We start from the raw sequence: 18,353 nt of genomic DNA, 5'->3' as shown, positions 1-18,353 counted from the left end.
CCGTGCTCCGCTCAAGCGCTCCATGATGCTCAGTGCTCGACTCAGCCGCTTGCATCCTCGAGGTGCGGCGCACCGTGGTTCAGCACCTTCACGACGAGATTGTGCCGCCGCAGGGTTCGGATCGTGCGCGTGACCTCGTCGCGATCGCGGCCGAGCGCGCGCTCGTTCGCGACCACGAGCACGTCACCGGCCCGCAGCGTGTCGAACAACCGGCCGAGCCGCTGCTCCCAGGTCTCGGGCGCCTCTGCCGCCGGGTGCTTGAAATCGAGGATCGCCACGCCGAAGGCAGCCAGGTCATTCCGCTGCTCGACGACCGACGGCATGTCGTCGCGCGCGACGACGAGCCCCACGAGTCGCGACCCCTCGGGACGCGCCTTCCACCAGTCGCGGTTGCGCTGCAGCTCCTCGAAGCACTCGGGACAACCGAGGGCGTGATGGCCGGGGCCGTGCGGTGAGCGCGAGGCACCTGGTGCCGGCGTCGGCCCCGGCGCATCCGTCGTCGAATCTGTCGTCAGCTCACTCATGCTGTGCCCCTTCGCGCGTCGCCTTCCATTCTCACCCCGATCGGGGTGGGCCGCGCAGCGCACGCTGACTCGCCGCATCAGGAACACGCGACTCTTGGAATTGAACGCGGGAAGAGCGGCGAGCTCACCGCCCTCGACGTCCCCGCTTCACGCGCCTACGCTACGCATCCGCATCGGCGGCTCCTGCTGACTCTGCGACCACCAGGTTTGGGGCGTGCCGGCGGCCGCGAACGTGAGGACACCTTGACCGCGATCCCCGTGGGCGTCGATGATCACCCCGAGCGCCGCGACGCCCAAGGTATTGAGGCGGCCGAGTTCTTCCATCCACGTGAGCTGCAGTGTGACGCCCACGAAGCCTGGCGGCGGCGAGTACGAGCTTTGCACGTCCGTGACTTCGCACGGGAACGCAGATGTGCCGAACATAGCCGTCAGGCCGGTGAAAATCTGGAGTTCGTCGGACTGTGGATCGAACTGCGCCGCCGATCCGTCGGGCCTGCAGGCGGAGATGAACGCGATCACCTCCGGGCCGTCGCCGTGGCCGATAGTGACCGTGAAAGCACCTGCAATTGTGAGCTCGGCCATGAGGTTCCCTTCCCCGGCAAAGTTTGCTCCGCCTGTTTGCTCGCCCCCACCCCCCTTTCACGGGTGCCCGGCTTCGACGCGGAGAAGGCGCCCGATTCATGGGTGTCCTTGCTTTCAGGAGTAGGGCGAGACGGATGCCACGGGCACGACGGCGCGCATCTGTTCCGGCGGCGGCGTCGCCGAGGAGCACCGTGCGCGACGTCGCCCAGCGCGCGGCGCGAGTGTCGAGTCGCCAGCAGTACGGGTCGACCTGCTCAGGCGTGCTCGTCGGGCTGGCCGCCCTCGGGCTCGACGCTCCACGACGGCGGCTCGTCGGCGCCCGACTCCTCGTCTCGCTGCGCCTCATCCGCCGTCTTCTGCACCAGGCCTGGGGCGTGATGCACCGGCGCGTACACGGCGTAGAGGCGCATCGGCTCATCGCCGATGTTCTCGACGTCGTGCCACGTACCGGCCGGCACCTGGACACTCCAGCCGTCGGAGACATCCTGCTGGAAGGTCAACTCGTCTTTCGACGGGCCCATCTTCGCTCGCCCTCGGCCGGCGTCGAGGCGCAGGAACTGGTCGGTCTCGGGATGCACCTCCAGACCGATCGACTCCCCCGCCGGGATCGACATGAGCGTCACCTGCAGGTACTTGCCGGTCCACGCGACCGTGCGATAGTTGGCGTTCTCCTTCGTCGCCCTCTCGATGTCGAACGCATTCGGCTCGGGTCCGTTGTCGCTGATCTTCATGAGTCGCAGTCCTTTCGCTCGGCGTCACGATCCTCGAACAACCCGCGCGGTCGTACAAGGGCTTGCGCACGGCGAGAGCGTGGGAGACCTCGTCACGCACTGACGAAGTGCGAGACCTGTTCGCCGACGAGGGCGACCGCGAGCACGATCATCGCGCCACCCGAGATGCGCGAGATGATGCGCATTGCCGACGGCCGGAATCGGAGCACTGCCCGCGCACTCATGCCCACGACGGAGTAGACGAGCGCGCAACTCCCGACGAAGATGAGGCCCAGCACGGCGAGCTGCAACGGAATCGGCCAGGAGCTCGCGGCATCCGTGAACTGCGGCAGCAACACGACCAGCACCAGGAGCCCTTTCGGGTTCAGTCCGCTGACGCCGGCGCCCTGGGCGAGTCGCAGCCACGGCCGAGGGGTGGATCCCACGTCGGAACCGGATGCCGCATCACCTGCCACGAGGGCGGGCGGCTGCCTGAGCACGCGGATGCCGAGGAACGACAGGTACGCCGCCGCCGCGAACGTCAACCCGACGAGCACCCACGGCAGGGCCGCCACTGCGGCACCGACGCCGACCGAAACCGCCGTCACCGCCACGAGATATCCGACGAGGATCCCCGCGAGCGCCGGCGCGATGGTGCGATCCCGAGTGCCCGCGTCGATGATGTACGCCCAATCAGGGCCGGGAACCAACACCATGAGCGTCATCATGCCCCAGCATGCGAGCAGCAACTCCGTGTTCATCCTGCCCCACCTCCGGCCCTCGTTCGATACGACGAACTTAGGCAAGAACGGGCAGAATAGGCTTCCAAGTTTGCCCACCACAGGCCTCTCTCGTGGAATGATTCACTCCATGGACGCCACTGATCGGAAAATCCTTGCGGAACTGCAGCAAGACGGTCGGCTCAGCCTCACCGACCTCGCCGCGCGCGTGCAGCTGAGCATGTCGCCGACCCATCGTCGGCTCCACGCGCTCGAGGCATCCGGAGCCATCACCGGGTACCGGGCCGTCATCGACCCCGAGGTGGTCGGGCTCGGTTTCGGAGCCCTGGTGTTCGTCACGATGGAGCAGGCGAACCGCGCGACCATCCCCGCCTTCGACGCCGCGGTGGCCGAGATCCCCGAGGTGATCCAGGCGCTGCGACTCTTCGGCGACCCCGACTACCTGCTGCGTGTCGCGGTGCCCGACCTTCCTGCATATCAACGGCTCTGGGACGAACGCCTCTCTGCGCTGCCGGGCGTTCGCCGCGTCGAGTCGACCCTGGTCATGAAGGCGATCGTCGACGACCGCCCGCTGCCGATCTGAGGCCGGATGCCGCTCGCCCACGTTACGACGGCGAGCGATCCAGCACCGCGGAGGCGCCTACCCCGGGATGCCGGCGCGCACCGGCGCCAGGGGCTGCGGTGCGGGAGCCGACCGACGCACCGCGCCGGGGGTTGTTCCGTAGTGACGCTTGAAGGCTCGACTGAAGGCCGCCTCCGAGGTGTAGCCGACCCGGCTCGAGATCGACGCGATCGCGTCGGTGGTGCGGAGCAGCTCGGAGCGGGCCTGCTCGAGCCTCCATCCGGCGAGGTACCGCATCGGCGGCTCGCCGACGAGCGTCATGAACCGCTCCGCAAACGCCGACCGTGACATGTTGGCCTGCCTGGCGAGCTCGACCAAGGTCCAGTCGGCTTCGGGACGAGCGTGCATGCGGCCGAGCGCGCGGCCGACCTGTGGGTCACGAAGGGCTGCGAGCCATCCGGTCGCCGCGAGGTCGGCGTTGCGCAGCCACCAGCGGAGCACCTGGATGACCAGCACATCGGCCAGCCGAGTCATGACGGCCTCGCCGCCGGGTTCGATGGCCTCGGCCTCCCGTGCGAGCAGGCGCAGCACCGCCTGGAAGACACCCGCCTCGCCGTCAGCCCAAGCGTCGACGCGAATGACATCGGGAAGCTCGGCGATCAGGCGAGCCGTGAGCGGGGCATCGACCCGCATCGCCGCGTAGGCGACCTGAGCGCGCTCACCGCCGCCACCGAAACGTATGTGCTCGTACGTGTCGCTGAGCTGCTCGACGGGAATGTCGAAGAGCGGCGTTGCCGCGGCATCCGCAGTACTCAGCAGCCGGTGCGGGGCGCCGCGCGTGATGAGGGCCGCACTGCCGGCCTCGAGAATGTGCCGATCGTCGCCGATCTCGAGCACGCACCTTCCGGCCAAGACCACCGGAAGCGTCATGTACCCGTCGAGGCGCGGAACCTCCACGCCCCACGGAGCGGAGAGCTCGGCGCGGCAGTAGAGCGCACCGGTGAACCGCAGGAGGTGGAGACCATCGCCGAGTTGTTCGCCGGCGGCGGGGCCAGCGCCGGCTGTGCGCGGATTGACCATGCGTCCACAGTGGCATGCAGGTCTTCCAGAAGTCCCGGGGACTGGACGATCAGCAATAAGACGCGTACTCACGGCGATTGTTCGTCCGATCGAGTGCCGCGAAAGTGGACGCATACGAACCGAAAGGACACCTCATCATGAGTTCCACTATCGCCGTCATCGGCTCCACCGGAAAGACCGGACGTCGCATCGCCGACCTGCTCGATGAGCGCGGCCTCACCGTGCGCCGCCTGGCCCGCGGCACGAGCCCGGCCTTCGACTGGGAGCACCCCGAGGGCTGGCCGCAGGCACTGCACGGCGTCGAGCGCCTGTATGCGGCCTACGTCCCTGATCTCGCAGTCCCCGGATCGGATGCCGCCATCACCCGTCTCATCGAGGTCGCTCGCAACGCCGGCGTACGTCGCATCGTGTTGCTCTCCGGGCGCGGCGAAGATGGCGCGCGTCGCTGCGAGGACATCCTGCTCGCCTCCGGCATCCCCGCCACCGTCGTGCGCGCCAGCTGGTTCACGCAGAACTTCACCGAGGGGATGCTTCGTGACGCGGCATTGAGCGGAGTCCTGGCGCTTCCGGCCGGCGATGTGCGCGAGCCGTTCATCGACGTCGACGACATCGCTGCGGTCGCGGTCGAGGCGCTCACCGGCGAAGGCCACGAGGGTCGCCTCTACGAGGTGACCGGGCCCCAGTCGCTGACGTTCGCGGAAGTGGCCACCATGCTCTCCGAGATCAACGGGCGAGAGGTCGTGTACCTGCCGGTGACGTTCGACGAGTTCCATGCCGCCGTCGCCGCCGCGGAGGGACCCGAAGTCGCGACGATGCTCACCGAGCTGTGCCGCGAAGTGCTCGACGGTCGTAACGAGGCCACTGCCACCGGCGTGAGTGAGGTGCTCGGCCGGCCGGCGCGCGACGTGCGTACGGTGCTCACCGAGGCGGGTGTGGTTGGAGCTTGGGCGTAGCGGTCGCCGCAAAGGCGGTGTCGAGTGCTCGGAGTAACGACTACCCTTAGCCGGAGCGAACCACGAAAGGCAGTGCGGCTTGAGCGGACAACCGACCCTGATCAGGGCGAGTTCGTGCTCGAGCCGTCGAACTCCCGATGCACTCTGACGACGAGGCGGCCCGCCGCATCCAACTGACGCTGCGCAAGCCGTGGTTTGCGCTCCACGCCCGAATCAAGCCGACGCTCGTGATCGCCGGGCGAGGCCAGCCTGCCCAGTGGGGAATCGGAACCTGGCAAGTGCCGGCAGACGAGACGGTGGTCGTCGGGGTGTTCCTGTTCAACCGGTTATGGCGTTTCGGCCGTGCCGAGTTCGCTCTCGAACCGCACGATCCGCCAGCGCTCGTGTACCGGGCGCCGGCGCTCCCGTTCTTGCGCGGTCGGATTCGCACGAACGTGTGAGCCGCTCGTAGCGTTCCCAGCGCTCTGGGGAACGTCAGTCCGCCACCGTGTGGCCGGCCGCGATGAGCGCGTCGACGGCGAGCTGTCGATGCGTCAGCGGAACCAGCACGAGGTCAGCTGTGGCGGTGGATGCAACGAAGATCGGGCATCCGGCGGCAGAGAGCGGCGCAATGACGGAAACGGTCATTCCGGGCGTCTCCAGACCATGGGCGGTTCCGCCCGAGTAGAACGCCAACCACCGCTCACGATCGGTCTCGCTCGCGCGTCGCACCCGCGTCGTTCCATCGGGAGCCCGCACCACAGCCAGCTCGTAGTCCGATCCGATCGGGACCGACTCGCCCGAGACCGGCTCAACGGCGTACTCGCCATCGAGCAGCGCCAGGTGCTGGGGAACAACGTCAACCGTGATGACCGCCATCAGCCCAGACTAGGGTCCGGTGCCGCGGGCCGCCCGAGAACCACGGATGCCGCCGGCCGTGCAGCGACGGCACGACGCGGCATCCGCCGGCTACAGCCCCTCTGCGATCTCCTTGATCGTCGCGAGGCGGCGGTCCCACTCGGCCCCGATGGCCTCGAGCCGACGCGCGGTGTCGCTCAGTTGCGACCCGATCACCCGGTACTGAACCTCGCGTCCGACGCGGATGGGTTCGACGAGGCCCACCTCCTGCAGCACGGCGAGGTGCTTCGCGATCGCCTGGCGGGTGACCGGGAGGCGCCCGGCGAGGGCCGACGCCGACGCGTCGCCCTCGCCGAGTGCAGCCAGGATGCTCCACCGGGTCTCGTCACCGAGTGCGGCGAACACCGGGACCAGCGTTCCCGTGGTCACGCGTCGCCCTCCAGCAGGGCGACGAGCTTGTCGAGTTCGGAGACCCATCCCTCGCCGTGGCTCGCCATGTTCGCGGCCGGGTCGGTAGTGCGGTCGAATCCGGTCTCCACGACGGTGAGCTGCGTGCCGTCGGGCACCGACTCGAGCGTGAAGGTGAAGACCGTCGAGTGCTCCTCGTCGATCGCGTCGGGCCGCTCATCGGCGGCATCGTCGTTGCCCCAGCGGTACGAGACCATGCGCGGGGCATCCACCGCCTCGACCCGCAGCGGCACGGAGCCGTAGTTGGGGAACGTGATGGTGCCGAGCGCCCCGGCGCCCGTTCCATTGAGCACGGTCTGCCCGAACCACTTGGAGATGTGCGCGGGTTCGGTGACGGCGGTCCACACCTTCTCGATGGGCGCGGCGATGCGGATCGTGCGCCGAACGGTGAACGTCTCTGCGTCGATGACGGAGGCCTGGTTGTCGGTCATAGTCACAATGATCTTCCTTTCAATGGATTTTCTATGGATGCCTGCAGCTATTGGATTGCAACAGGTTCGGGTGCGGCGACCGCCGCGGGTTTCAGGAATCCGGTCGCCCACGCGACGGCGATCGAGATCGCCGCGACGACGGCGCCGGTCAGTACGGCTGCGGGGATGCCGCTGAGGTCGATCGCCACTCCCCCGGCGAACGCGCCGCCGGCGATTCCGGCGTTGACAGCGGATGCCGGCAGCGAGGCTGCGAGCGGTGCGCCCGGCCCGGCGAGGCTCACGACGCGGTGCTGGAGCGACGGCCCGGTTGCCATGCCGAACAGCCCGATGCCGAACACTGCGATGGCGACGACGAGCGGGCTGCCGCCGAAGCTGAAGAGCACGACGAGCGAGACCGTCACTCCGGTTGCGCCGACGACCAGGGCGCGCGTGGCGCTCGCGTCGGCGAAGCGTCCGCCGACGAACGAGCCGACCGTGGTCGCGACGCCGTAGGCCAGCAGGTATGCGCCGACTGCCGACCCAGAGACATCCGTCACCCCGGCGAGGAACGGCACGAGGTACGTCACTGCCGACTGGATGGCCACGAAGATCAGTGCCGCGAGGCCGAGCACGGCGATGACGCGCGGGGCGAAGGCGAACCGCGCCTGGCCGACGGCACCGCTCTCGCGCGGCGTCGGCACCGAGGGGAGCACTCGCACGGCGATGACCAGGAGCGCGAGCGCGACCGCGACGACGGCCGTGAACGATCCGCGCCAGCCGACCGCCTGCCCGAGCAACGTGCCCAGCGGCAGGCCCAGCGCACTCGCCGACGCGAAGCCGGTGATGACGACGGCCATCGCGCGGCCGGCGCGCTCGGGCGGCACGATCGTGGTCGCCATCACCATCGCGGCTGCGATGAACAGGCCCTGTGCGGCGCCGATGACGACGCGTGCGGCGAGGAAGATCGAGTAGTCGGAGCCGAACGCCGGCAGGAGGTTCGCCAGCACGAAGACGACCATCGTGGCGAGCAGCACGCGTCGCCGGTCGAATCGCGTCGTCAGGAACGTCAGCAGCGGGCCGCCGATCGCGAGCCCCAGCGCGTTGGCCGTGACGAGCGCGCCCGCAGCCGGCACCGAGACCGACAGGTCGACGGCGATCAGGTCGATCAGGCCCACGACGAGCATCTCGGCGCAGCCCATCACGAACGCGCCGGCGAAGAGCACGGCGAGCACGAGCGTCGGGCGGGGCGACGTGCGGCGGATGTCGGTCATGTCTCACTCCCTCGATTTGTGCAACCCCATAGTTGCAGATCATGAGACAGAGTGCAACCCCCCGGTTGCACCTGCGCCGGCGGACCCCCTCAGTCGTCGAGACTCCTGGGCGACGAACTCGTGACCGGCCCCGACGCGCAGCTGTCGTCGACCACGTTCGGGGACTGGCTGGCCGTCCAGTCAGCCGCGTAAACTCGAGCCATGAAGGTCGCGGTCATCGGCGGCACAGGGCTCATCGGCACGCGAATCGTGGCGGCGCTCACCGCCGACGGCCACGAGGTCGTCTCCGCATCGCGCGCGACCGGGGTCAACTCCTACACCGGCGAGGGTCTCGCGGAGGCCCTCGCCGGTGTCGAGATCCTCATCGACGTGTCGAACTCGGGATACCTCGACGAGCGGGGCGCGAACGACTTCTTCTACGGCTCCACCCTCAACTTGCTCACGTACGGCGCTGCGGCGGGCGTGCGGCATCACGTCGCACTCTCGGTCGTCGGTACCGACCGGCTCGCCCGCACCGAGGGCGGCTACTTCGCCGCGAAGGCGGCGCAGGAGCGACTCATCCGCGGGTCAGGTCGCCCCTACTCGATCGTGCACTCGACCCAGTTCTTCGAGTTCATCGCGAGCATCGCGGATGCCGCCACGAGCCAGCACATCGCCCGGCTCTCGCATGCGCTCATCCAGCCGATCGCCGCGCAGGATGTCGCGGCCGCGATCGAGTCGGTCGCGTTCGGCACGCCCGTGAACGGCGTGGTCGAGTTCGCCGGGCCCGACCAGTTCCGGCTCGGGAAGCTCGTGCGAGAGGACTTCCGCATTCGCGACGATCCGCGCGAGCTGGTCGCCGACCCGCTCGCGCGGTACTTCGGCACCGACCTCGATGAGCGCGAGTTGCTGCCGGGCCCCGATGCGACGATCACGCCGACTCGGCTGAGCGAATGGATCGCACAGGAGGCCGCTGAGCTCAGATGAGTCGGTGCACCGACGACTGAATCGCGACCGCCGCGGCACCCCGCGCCCAACCGACGAAGTCGGCGGCGTCGAGCCGAAGGTCGATCGGATCGGCCTCGGCATCGCGATCGGCGTGCATCGCCTCGAGCACGATGGGCTCGGTCACCTCATAGAGCGGCAGCCCCTCGCCGGCGAGCACGATCGTGTCCACCATGCCGAGATTCGCCGCCAACGCGAGCAGTCGACCAAGGGCGCGCCCCGCCGGTTCGGTGATGGCCAGCGCCACAGGGTCTCCCTCGGCGGCCAGGGAGATCAGCTCGTCGAACTCGATGCCACGTCCGAAGGCCACGGATGCCTGTGCGCAGAGGCTGGGAATGGTCAGCATCGCCGTGGCGCACCCGCGATGGCCCTCTGGGCAGACCGCGCCAAGGGGATCGAGTCGGATGTGCCCGGCGAGGCCGATGCCCTTGTCGGAGCGCACGACGCGATCGGCGCAGACATAGCCGTGGCCCACGCCCGCGCCGATCGTGATCACCGCGAAGTCGGTGAGCCCACGGCCCTCGCCGAACCAATGCTGGGCCTCAGTAAGGGCGACGATGTCGTTCTCGACCACGGTCGGCACCCCGAGCCTGCGCTCGAGCTCGCGCCCCAGATCCACGTCACGCCAGCCGAGGAACGGCGCCCGGATGACGAAGCGGCGATCCGTGACCGTGCCGCCGAGGCTCACTCCGACGGCATCGAAACCGCCACCGGCCGAGAGCTCGTCGTGGGCCCGAACGACCACATCGCAGACTGCGTCGACGGACTGCTCGGAGAAGACGTACTCGCGCCGATCGAGCTCGGTGGCCCGAAGGTCGGTCGAAACCGCGACGACGGAGGTTCCGGTGAGCTTGACTCCCAGGTAGTGCCGGCTGTCCCAGCGCACATCGAGGAATTTCGGAGGTCGACCGACAGCGCCGCCGGGCTCGGCGTCTTCAACGAACACCCCTCCCGCGGTGAGCTCACGCGCGAGGCGAGTGAGCGTCGGTGGCGACATGTCGAGCAATCTCATCACGTCGGTGCGCGAGATCGGGCCGTGAATCAGCACCGTGCGAGCGAGTTCCAGCGCCGGGCCGGAAATCGCGCTCTCAGCGCGCAGTGCTGCGTCAGCCACCTGACAACCCCCCTGGGTCTGCCCTCATGCGAGGACTATCTCGATGAGAATAGCCTGCTCGGGATGCAGGATCGGCGGGCGCAGGCCGATCGTCGCGAGCGCCGCCCCCGTGGTGGTCACGCCGTCGACCCACATCGGATCGGCGTGCTGCATGGCGGGTGCACGCCCCGCCGGCTCGATTCGACGCACGCGATACCGTGCGTCGGGGTCGAGGCCCGGGATGAGTGCTGGCGACGGCAGCACCCCGCCCGCGGCAGCCACTTGCGTGTAGCAGAAGATCGCCGCGGAACGATCGTGTGCCACCACGCCATGCACGAGCGCCGCAGTGTCGCTGTGATCGACTCGCACGACGCGACCGGAGTGGAGGAGGTCGCGATTCGCCTTGTAATAGGCCGCCCACTCTGCGAGGAGCGACCGTTCCGCGTTCGTCGTCTCCGTGATGTCCCACTCGATGCCCGCGTGGCCGAAGAGCGCCGTCGCGGCCCGGAACGAGAGCGAGTGCGAGCGACTCGACGAGTGGGAGGTCGACGGCCCGATGTGCGTGCCGAGCATCTCGGGCGGGATGGCGATCATCGAGTAACGCTGGATCTCCTGCCGCTCGAGCGCATCGTTCGAGTCCGAAGTCCAGAATCGATCGGCGTGCATCGCCATGCCGAGATCGACGCGGCCTCCTCCCGAGGCGCACGATTCGATCTCGAGGCCCGGATGACGCGACTTCAGCTCGTCGAAGAGTCGATAGATCGCCAGGGTCTGGGAGTTGACCGCGGGGCGCCCGTAGTGCGCCGGGTCGACGAGCGGGCGATTGTGGTCCCACTTGATGTAGGAGATCGGATGCTTCGACAACAGCGCATCGACCTGCCCGAGCACGTGCTCGTAGGCTCCGTCGTGCGTCAGGTCGAGCACCTGCTGGTTGCGACCGGTGGGCGGAGTGCGACCGGGCACGTGCAGGATCCACTCGGGGTGCGCGCGATACAGGTCGGAGTCGGGGTTGACCATCTCGCCCTCGAACCACAGCCCGAATTCCATGCCCGCGGCCGTCACCCGATCGATCAGTGGATCGAGACCCTGGGGCCAGGCCTCGTCGGAGACGACCCAGTCGCCGAGGCCGGCACGGTCGTCGCGGCGAGCGCCGAACCATCCGTCGTCCAGCACGAAACGTTCGACGCCGATCTCGGCCGCGACATCGACGAGGGCACTCAGTCGCTCGAGGTCGTGATCGAAGTACACCGCCTCCCACACGTTGAGGGTGACCGGACGCGGCCGTACCCGGGTGGGGTGCTCCGGTCGGGCGCGCAGCCACTCGTGGTACCGCGAACTGAGCCCGTCGAGGCCTTCATCGGAGTAGGCCGCCGCCACCGTCGGTGCCTGGTAGCGAGCGCCAGGCGCCAGCACCATCTCCCCCGACTGCAGGAGCTCGCCCGCGCCCATGGCCGTGCGGCCGTCGGTTCCCCGCTCGATGAGGTGCCGGTGCTCACCGCTCCAGAGCAGCCCGAGCGCCCAGACCTCTCCATTGGCGAACCCGGCCCCGCCGGTCATGGCGCATTGCACCACGGATGCCCCGTGGCCCGAGCGGCCCTCGCGGGACTCGAGCACCCAGCTGCCCACCGCGATCGGCCGGCGCTGCGGCTGCCGCTCCTTGAGCCAGCGCCCGGTGAAGTCGAGCGATTCGGACGCCCGTTCGGGCAGGGGCATCCAGGTGGTCAGTTCCTCGAGACGGTAGGGTTCGGAGCCATCGTTGACCGCCGCGAGGTCGACGAGCACGATTCCGGTGGGCTCGATTCGGTACCGCAAGTCGATCGTGAGCGATGCCTCGGCATCGTGGAGCCGGATGCTCGTCTCCGTCTCCGACGCGTGGTGCTCGACGATCCGGAACAGGGGCGCCCAGTCGAGGCCGTTCCGGTTCCCGCTCAGCGCGGGGCGTCCGTGGAAGGCCCTCCCCCGCTCACGCATGACGCCGGGATCTTGCGGCACGTCGACCGCGCTGTGCGGGATCGGCGGCGTCGTCATCCGGCGAAGGGCATCGCTCTCGACGTCGCCCAGGGGCGAACCCCAGTGACGCACCACCGGTGCACCCGAGGACAGGTCGAGGACGAGCTGGACGCCGTCGGCGGACAGGACGATTTGGTCGCGATGCGAAACCACGTGAAGATCACTCCGAACACAGTGGTCGGCGCCAGCAGCTGGTTGCCCCTGACGCCGACCGGGTTGATGAGACTTACTTGAAGAGGCCGTTGACCTGATCGTTGGCGCCGACGAGCGCATCCGTCCCCGACTTGCCCGACATGATCGACTCCATGACCGGGGTCATCGTCGCGTTCACATCCGACTTGTGGTCGGTGATCGGGTAGAGCACCGTCGTGCCGTTCGTCACGTGGTCGGCGAATGCCGCGACATCCACGCCCTTGGCCTCGAAGGCGGCAACAGCCTTCTCCGTCGAGGTCTTGATGGCGGGGAACACGACGGCAGAGTCGGCGACGACGTCCTGGCAGTCAGCGGAGCCCAGGTATTTCACCCATTCCCAAGCTTCGTCAGGGTGCTTCGTCGTGGCGGCGATGTTGTCGGCAAGGCCGTTGAACATCGACCAGCTCTTGCCATCCGGGCCCTCGGGGGTGGAGGCGAGCGCCGGCGTGAACGTGTCGCTTGCGGCGCCGAAGACGTGACCGGTCATCCACGATCCGTTCGGCACGAGTGCCGCCTTCCCCGCGATGAGCTGGTCGGCCCAGGCGATGCCGGTCTGCGCCTCGAGTGAGGGCATGTAGCCCTTCTCGACGAGCGAATACCACCACGAGATGGTGTCGGCGAACTCAGGCGCGTCGTAGTTGTACGAGTCGGCCCACGGCTCGTCGGTCTGGCTCCAGCCGAGCGACGCGGTCAGGAAGGACCACTGGGTCTGTCCGTCGGCACCGCCGGACGCCTCCATCCAGAGCCCGTAGGTCGCGACGTTGTTCTTGTCGAAGCCGGGCTCGTCGCCTCGCACGCCATTGGCGTCGACGGTGAGGTGTGCGATGACGTCCTCGTACGTGCCTCCGTCTTCGGGGTTCCACGTCAGCGACGCGAGGTCCTCGGCGGTGTACCCCGCGGCATCCGTGAACTGGGAGTTGTAGAACAACGCGATGGTGTCGAAGTCCTTGGGCAAGCCGTACTGCACACCGTCGGGGTCCTGCCAGAGCTCGACGAGGCCGTCCTGGTAGATGCTCAGGTCGAGCTCGTCGGCTTCGATGTAGTCGTCGAGGGGCAGCACCTGGCCGCTGGCCTGGAATTCGGGGTAGAACGCGACGTGGCTTGTGAACACGTCGAAGTTCTCACCCGAGACGAACCCGGTCGTGATCTTGTTCCAGTACTCGTCCCATCCGACCTGCTCGACCTTGACCTTGATGTCGTCCTGCGTCTTCTCGAAGTCGGCGGCGCACTGCTCGTAGGCAGGCAACTGGTTGGCGTCCCAGAGGCCGTAGCTGAGGGTCACCTTGCCGTCGCTCGGGGCTCCGGCTGAGCACCCTGCGAGCAGTGCGACTATCCCGACAGCGGCTGTGCTGGCGATTGTGATTCGCTTCATTGGTCCTGCTTCTTTCCTTGGTGGGGGTGGAGAAAGGGTTGGTGGAGGTGGGAAGGGCGGTGGTGCCCCGTCGGGAGTCGCCGCAGCGAGCAGCGCGCTACTTGACCCCGGACGACTGGATGGAGCCGACGATTCGGCGACCGAAGATGACGACGAGAATGAAGATCGGCACAGCCGCCAGCAGTGCACCGGCCATGAGGCCGGCCCAGTCGGGGCTGCCCTGCGGGGTCTGCGACTTGAAGATGCCGAGACCGACGGTGAGGAGCTTGGTGTCTTCGGACTGGCCCACCAGGAGGGGCCAGAGGTAGTCGTTCCAATAGAAGATGAACTGCAGGATCGCGATCGTGACGATCTGCGGCGCGACCAGTGGCGCGGCGATCCGGTAGAAGATCCGCCAGGTTCCCGCGCCGTCGATGACGGCGGCCTCGAGGATGCTCCGGTTCACCCCTAGGAAGAACTGCCTGAGGAAGAACACGACGAATGGCGACATGAAGATCGAGGGCAGTGCGATCCCGATGAAGGTGTTCAGCAGGCCCAGTTCCTTGACGAGGATGAAGTTCGGAAGCAGCGTGAAGATTCCCGGTACGAGCAGGGCGACGAGGAAGATCGCGAACACCGTGTCACGGCCCCGCCAGCGCAGCACTCCGAATGCATAGGCCGCCGCCGCCGAGAACACCACCTGCCCGACCGTGATGAGCACGCAGACGATGACCGAGTTCAGCAGGTACAGGCCGAAGTTGATGTCGGCGCCCGATCCGCCCTCGGCGAGCGCATCGCTCGTGGTGGCGATTCCGAGCACTCGCTCGAACGCTCCGAAGGTGAACTCGACCGGCAGCAGGCTCAGCGGATCGGAGAACATCGCGTTGTTCGTGCTGAATGCGGTGCGAATCATCCACCAGAACGGGAAGAGCGTGCCGACCACGACGACGCCGAGGGCGATGCCGCCGAAGATCCGTGAGCGGCGCGACGAGGTGCGGAATCCCTCATCGGAGGCGGCGGCCCGAGCGGCGGCGCGAGCGCCCCGCGACGTCGTTCGGGGTCCTTCGTCGGTGGCGAGAGCGAGATCGTCGGCGCTGGAGCCGTCGAGGTCTTCGGGGCGGGGGCGAGTGAGGATCGACATGTTCACCGTTCCAGGTCTGAGTCGTTGGCACGAAGCACGCGGAGCTGAATGAGGGCCACAGCACCGAGGATGATCATGAGAATGACCGACATCGCCGAGGCGTACCCGAAGTCGAACCGGCCGAACGCCCGTTCGTAGATGTAGTAGGTGATCGCTCGGGTGGCGTCGACGGGCCCTCCCCCAGTGGTCACCGCGATCGTGTCGAAGATCTGGAACGCACCGACGAGCGTGATGACGAGCACGAAGGCGAGCACCGGCCGGAGCAGCGGCAGCGTGATCCCGAAGAACGTGCGAGCCTCGCCGGCGCCGTCGACTTCGGCCGCCTCGTAGACGTCGCGTGGGATGGCCTGCAGCCCGGCGAAGATGAGGAGCGTCGTGTACCCGAGGTGACGCCACACGTTGATCAGGGCGATCGTCGGCATCGCGAGTGCCTCGTTGCCGAAGAAGCCGACGCGATCGAAGCCCACGGCATCGAGCGTGGAGTTGATCAGTCCGAGGTTGTAGTCGGCCAGCCAGAACCAGACGAGCGCGACCACGACGTTCGCGATCAGGTACGGCAGCAACACCACCCCGCGCACGACCATCGATCGGGTGAATCGCTGGAGGAGGACCGCGAGCACGAGTGCTGCGATCGTCTGCACACCGATGTTGATGAGCACGTACTCGGAGGTCACGACGAGCGAATTCCAGAAGACCGGGTCACCGGCGATCGCCACGTAGTTGTCGAAGCCGATCCACTCTGGAGGCTGCAGGAGGTTGAACTCGGTGAAGCTGAGGTACACACCGCGCACGGTGGGCCACGCGAAGAAGGCGATGAACCCGATGAACGCGGGTATGAGGAAGAGCATCGCCGATCTGAAATCACTGCGCCGGGCTGGCTTCGCCGACGTGAAGTCGCTGCGCCGGGCTGGCATCGCCGACTTGAGGTCACTGCGCCTTGCTGCTGGCTTCGTTGCCACCATGGGGTCCTCCGATTAACTTCCTTGTTGGAAGAAACGTAGTGACTATGGCTCGACTTCACAAGGGTAAGTTCCCAATTTTGCCGACGACGCAGGAAAGCTGTTGGCTTCTAAACTTCCACGCTGAAAATAATGGCTCCGGCAGGCCGTGAACGCTCCGTATCGTCGTCCGCTACGCGGATTCGTCCTCTTCGACCCACTCGAGGAGATCACCCGGCTGGCACTCGAGAACCCGGCACATGGCGTCGAGCGTGCTGAATCGCACCGCCTTCGCGCGGCCGTTCTTCAAGACCGCCACATTCGCCGGCGTGAGTCCGATGCGCTCGGCGAAGTCCCCCACGCTCATCTTGCGCTTGGCGAGCTCGACGTCGATCCGCACGACGATCGGCATCAGATCACTTCCTCCAGATCGGTCTTCAGCACGGTCGCCTGCCGCAGCAGCGCCCGCAGCACGAACATCGTCAGCACCACGACTCCGCTGATCAGCACCATGCCGAACAGGAAGATCGGCAGCCCCGGATCACGGAGTTCGGGCGTGACGTAGATGAACCCGACGAGGTATGCGGACACACCCGCAACGAGCACCCAGCCGGTGGCCATCGCCCACAGGATCGCGTCGACCCACACGAAGGCCTCCTCGCTGAAGATGCGATCCGCCCTGACCAGAGTGAGCAGCCTCCAGGTGCACACGATCACGATCTGAACGCACAGCAGCTCCAGGATCCAGAACGCCAGCAACAGCCACGGGATCACGCCCAGGCGGGGAGACTCCTCGGCCATGTGCGAGAACTGCCCGGGCAGGCTGAAGAGCTGTGCCAGCAGCAGGCCGGCGAAGACCACGACGAGGAGGACCCTGAGCGGGATGACGAGCCAACGGATGTTCTTCATATATCGAAGATCGCGCTATTTCTATCGTTTGTCAATCGATTGGCCAGATCTCATCGAGCCTCGCCGTCGTCGAAACATCCGCGTAGGGTAGGCGGCGAAGCGAGCCGAACAAGGAGGTTCTCATGGCTGAGCTCTCACCGATCCAGCCGTGCCTGTGGTTCGACGACCAGGCACGCGAGGCGATGGAGTACTACGTCGACGTCTTCCCGAACTCCCGCATCAACCGGATCGATGAATACCCGGACGAATCGCTCGACGAGCACTTCGCCGGGATGTCGGGCAAGGTGATCAACGGACAGTTCACGCTGAACGGGGTCGACTTCGTCTGCCTCGACGGCGGGCCGCTCTTCACGTTCAACGAATCGATCTCGTTCATCGTCTCCTGCGAAGACCAGGACGAGATCGACCGGTACTGGTCGGCGCTCTCGCACGTGCCCGAGTCGGAGCAGTGCGGCTGGTGCAAGGACCGGTTCGGGGTCAGCTGGCAGGTCATCCCCGCGAACATGGGTGAGCTGACCCGCCGGCCCGAGCAGATCCAGGTGATGATGGGCCAGAAGAAGATCGTGATCGCCGAGCTCGAGAACGCCTGACGACTGACGCCCCGCGTCGCGCCGGTCTCGCCCGCCCGGGCGGGTCGCGTCATTTCCGATCGGCGAGTGGTTGGCATCCCGCGCGCAGATCCCGAAGGATGGGCAGATGGATGCCGCCGCGACCATCGATGTGGAACTCGTCACCGCGCTCGTCGCCGACCAGTTCCCCCAGTGGAGCCAGCTCCCCATCTCCCAGGTGCTGCCCGGCGGGTGGGACAACCGCACGTTCCGGCTCGGCGACGAGTTGAGCGTGCGTCTGCCGAGCAGCGAGGGCTACGTGCTCCAGGTCGAGAAGGAGCAGCGCTGGTTGCCCATCCTGGCTCCGCAGCTGCGCGTGCCGGTGCCCGAGCCGGTCGGCATCGGGCAGCCGTCCGAGCGCTTCCCGTTCCCATGGTCGGTGTACCGGTGGCTGCCCGGCCACGCGGCATCCGCCGACCTCATCGCCCATGACGCGGCGTTCGCCGCCGATCTCGGCGACTTCCTCGCCGACCTGCAGCGAGCGGATGCCTCCGGCGGCCCGCTCCCGGGTGCTCACAACTTCTCTCGCGGCGACTCACCGGCCGTCTACGACGCGCAGACCCGGCAGGCGATCGAGGCCCTCGGCGACACGATCGATGCCGCCGTCGTGGGCGAGGTCTGGGATGCCGCGCTCTCGACGCGGTGGCAGGCGGAGCCGGTGTGGTTCCACGGCGACGTCAGCGAGGGCAATCTCCTCGTCGACGGCGGGCAGCTCGCCGCCGTCATCGACTTCGGCACGTCGGGCATCGGCGATCCCGCGTGCGACCTCGTGATCGGGCTGACGACGTTCCGCGGGGATGCTCGCGAGGCGTTCCGGGAGCATCGAGAGCTCGACGCCGACACGTGGGCCCGGGCACGTGGCTGGGCGATCTGGAAGGCGCTCATCGTGGCCGCCGGCATGGCGGGCTCGCACTCCCCCGAAACCGAGGCGCGCAAGGCCCGGCGCACGATCGACGCGGTGATCGAGGATCATCTCGCGTCGAACTGAGG

The 18,353-nt window shown here is 67.6% G+C and carries 22 protein-coding genes; 6 read left to right on the top strand and 16 right to left on the bottom strand.

The features are described from left to right. Positions 1-41 precede the first annotated feature (41 nt). The 4 genes from ESP51_RS01470 to ESP51_RS01455 all read right to left on the bottom strand — a co-directional run bounded on the left by ESP51_RS01470 (position 42) and on the right by ESP51_RS01455 (position 2,577). Positions 42-524: a recombinase family protein gene (locus tag ESP51_RS01470; protein WP_129519111.1), complete on the bottom strand. Its 483-nt coding sequence runs from the start codon at positions 522-524 to the stop codon at positions 42-44. A 147-nt stretch (positions 525-671) separates the two neighbouring features. Further along, positions 672-1,106, bottom strand: coding sequence for a hypothetical protein (locus tag ESP51_RS01465; protein WP_129519110.1), 435 nt, complete (start codon positions 1,104-1,106; stop codon positions 672-674). 254 nt (positions 1,107-1,360) lie between these two features. Further along, entirely contained in the window at positions 1,361-1,837 is a 477-nt protein-coding gene (locus tag ESP51_RS01460; protein WP_129519109.1) for a cupin domain-containing protein, read from the bottom strand. A 92-nt stretch (positions 1,838-1,929) separates the two neighbouring features. Further along, positions 1,930-2,577, bottom strand: a complete 648-nt coding sequence (locus ESP51_RS01455) for a LysE family translocator (RefSeq protein ID WP_129519108.1) — start codon at positions 2,575-2,577, stop codon at positions 1,930-1,932. Between the two features lie 109 nt (positions 2,578-2,686). On the opposite strand from ESP51_RS01455, the gene ESP51_RS01450 reads away from it, so the two are divergent. Further along, the gene (locus tag ESP51_RS01450) at positions 2,687-3,139 is read left to right on the top strand and encodes an Lrp/AsnC family transcriptional regulator (RefSeq protein ID WP_129519107.1); all 453 of its coding nucleotides are present in this window, start codon (positions 2,687-2,689) and stop codon (positions 3,137-3,139) included. Between the two features lie 57 nt (positions 3,140-3,196). Here the strand turns inward: ESP51_RS01450 and ESP51_RS01445 are convergent, their stop codons facing one another. After that, complete coding sequence (locus tag ESP51_RS01445) at positions 3,197-4,198, bottom strand: AraC family transcriptional regulator (protein ID WP_129519106.1); 1,002 nt, start codon at positions 4,196-4,198, stop codon at positions 3,197-3,199. Between the two features lie 137 nt (positions 4,199-4,335). On the opposite strand from ESP51_RS01445, the gene ESP51_RS01440 reads away from it, so the two are divergent. Together ESP51_RS01440 and ESP51_RS01435 are read left to right on the top strand one after the other, a co-directional pair. Further along, complete coding sequence (locus ESP51_RS01440; RefSeq protein ID WP_129519105.1) at positions 4,336-5,151, top strand: Rossmann-fold NAD(P)-binding domain-containing protein; 816 nt, start codon at positions 4,336-4,338, stop codon at positions 5,149-5,151. A 137-nt stretch (positions 5,152-5,288) separates the two neighbouring features. After that, entirely contained in the window at positions 5,289-5,591 is a 303-nt protein-coding gene (locus ESP51_RS01435) for a hypothetical protein (RefSeq protein WP_129519104.1), read from the top strand. Between the two features lie 34 nt (positions 5,592-5,625). Here ESP51_RS01435 and ESP51_RS01430 read toward each other — a convergent pair whose 3' ends face one another. The 4 genes from ESP51_RS01430 to ESP51_RS01415 all read right to left on the bottom strand — a co-directional run bounded on the left by ESP51_RS01430 (position 5,626) and on the right by ESP51_RS01415 (position 8,137). Further along, complete coding sequence (locus tag ESP51_RS01430) at positions 5,626-6,009, bottom strand: ACT domain-containing protein (RefSeq protein WP_129519103.1); 384 nt, start codon at positions 6,007-6,009, stop codon at positions 5,626-5,628. Between the two features lie 90 nt (positions 6,010-6,099). Continuing rightward, positions 6,100-6,417, bottom strand: a complete 318-nt coding sequence (locus ESP51_RS01425; protein WP_241842918.1) for an ArsR/SmtB family transcription factor — start codon at positions 6,415-6,417, stop codon at positions 6,100-6,102. Beyond that, entirely contained in the window at positions 6,414-6,887 is a 474-nt protein-coding gene (locus ESP51_RS01420) for an SRPBCC family protein (protein WP_129519101.1), read from the bottom strand. The genes ESP51_RS01425 and ESP51_RS01420 overlap by 4 nt, the downstream gene beginning before the upstream one ends. Before the next feature lie 47 nt (positions 6,888-6,934). After that, positions 6,935-8,137 (bottom strand): MFS transporter, encoded by a 1,203-nt coding sequence (locus ESP51_RS01415; RefSeq protein WP_129519100.1) that lies wholly within the window; start codon positions 8,135-8,137, stop codon positions 6,935-6,937. 201 nt (positions 8,138-8,338) lie between these two features. On the opposite strand from ESP51_RS01415, the gene ESP51_RS01410 reads away from it, so the two are divergent. Next, positions 8,339-9,103 carry an SDR family oxidoreductase gene (locus ESP51_RS01410; protein WP_129519099.1) on the top strand — a complete coding sequence of 255 codons (765 nt, stop codon included), beginning with the start codon at positions 8,339-8,341 and terminating at the stop codon, positions 9,101-9,103. Here the strand turns inward: ESP51_RS01410 and ESP51_RS01405 are convergent. The 7 genes from ESP51_RS01405 to ESP51_RS01375 all read right to left on the bottom strand — a co-directional run bounded on the left by ESP51_RS01405 (position 9,096) and on the right by ESP51_RS01375 (position 16,755). Beyond that, complete coding sequence (locus ESP51_RS01405) at positions 9,096-10,235, bottom strand: ROK family protein (protein ID WP_241842917.1); 1,140 nt, start codon at positions 10,233-10,235, stop codon at positions 9,096-9,098. The two genes, ESP51_RS01410 and ESP51_RS01405, sit on opposite strands and share 8 nt — an antisense overlap. A gap of 24 nt (positions 10,236-10,259) precedes the next feature. After that, positions 10,260-12,377: an alpha-galactosidase gene (locus ESP51_RS01400; RefSeq protein ID WP_241842916.1), complete on the bottom strand. Its 2,118-nt coding sequence runs from the start codon at positions 12,375-12,377 to the stop codon at positions 10,260-10,262. A gap of 73 nt (positions 12,378-12,450) precedes the next feature. Further along, positions 12,451-13,788 carry an ABC transporter substrate-binding protein gene (locus ESP51_RS01395; RefSeq protein WP_129519097.1) on the bottom strand — a complete coding sequence of 446 codons (1,338 nt, stop codon included), beginning with the start codon at positions 13,786-13,788 and terminating at the stop codon, positions 12,451-12,453. Positions 13,789-13,885: 97 nt separating this feature from the next. Continuing rightward, complete coding sequence (locus ESP51_RS01390) at positions 13,886-14,908, bottom strand: carbohydrate ABC transporter permease (RefSeq protein ID WP_129519096.1); 1,023 nt, start codon at positions 14,906-14,908, stop codon at positions 13,886-13,888. A gap of 2 nt (positions 14,909-14,910) precedes the next feature. Then, positions 14,911-15,756, bottom strand: coding sequence for a carbohydrate ABC transporter permease (locus ESP51_RS01385; RefSeq protein ID WP_338420332.1), 846 nt, complete (start codon positions 15,754-15,756; stop codon positions 14,911-14,913). A gap of 283 nt (positions 15,757-16,039) precedes the next feature. Then, positions 16,040-16,258, bottom strand: a complete 219-nt coding sequence (locus ESP51_RS01380; protein WP_129519094.1) for a helix-turn-helix domain-containing protein — start codon at positions 16,256-16,258, stop codon at positions 16,040-16,042. Continuing rightward, on the bottom strand, positions 16,258-16,755 hold the full coding sequence (locus tag ESP51_RS01375; RefSeq protein WP_129519093.1) for a DUF2975 domain-containing protein: 498 nt from the start codon (positions 16,753-16,755) through the stop codon (positions 16,258-16,260). The genes ESP51_RS01380 and ESP51_RS01375 overlap by 1 nt, the downstream gene beginning before the upstream one ends. A gap of 122 nt (positions 16,756-16,877) precedes the next feature. On the opposite strand from ESP51_RS01375, the gene ESP51_RS01370 reads away from it, so the two are divergent. Both ESP51_RS01370 and ESP51_RS01365 read left to right on the top strand, forming a co-directional pair. Then, entirely contained in the window at positions 16,878-17,345 is a 468-nt protein-coding gene (locus tag ESP51_RS01370; RefSeq protein WP_129519092.1) for a VOC family protein, read from the top strand. A 106-nt stretch (positions 17,346-17,451) separates the two neighbouring features. Continuing rightward, complete coding sequence (locus ESP51_RS01365) at positions 17,452-18,351, top strand: aminoglycoside phosphotransferase family protein (protein WP_129519091.1); 900 nt, start codon at positions 17,452-17,454, stop codon at positions 18,349-18,351. The last annotated feature ends 2 nt before the right edge of the window (positions 18,352-18,353 follow it).

The sequence above is a fragment of the Agromyces albus genome, assembly GCF_004134825.1.
GTDB classification, from domain to species: domain Bacteria; phylum Actinomycetota; class Actinomycetes; order Actinomycetales; family Microbacteriaceae; genus Agromyces; species Agromyces albus.
The sequence above is the reverse complement of the archived record's forward strand: the minus strand, read 5'-3'. Positions and strand labels throughout refer to the sequence as shown.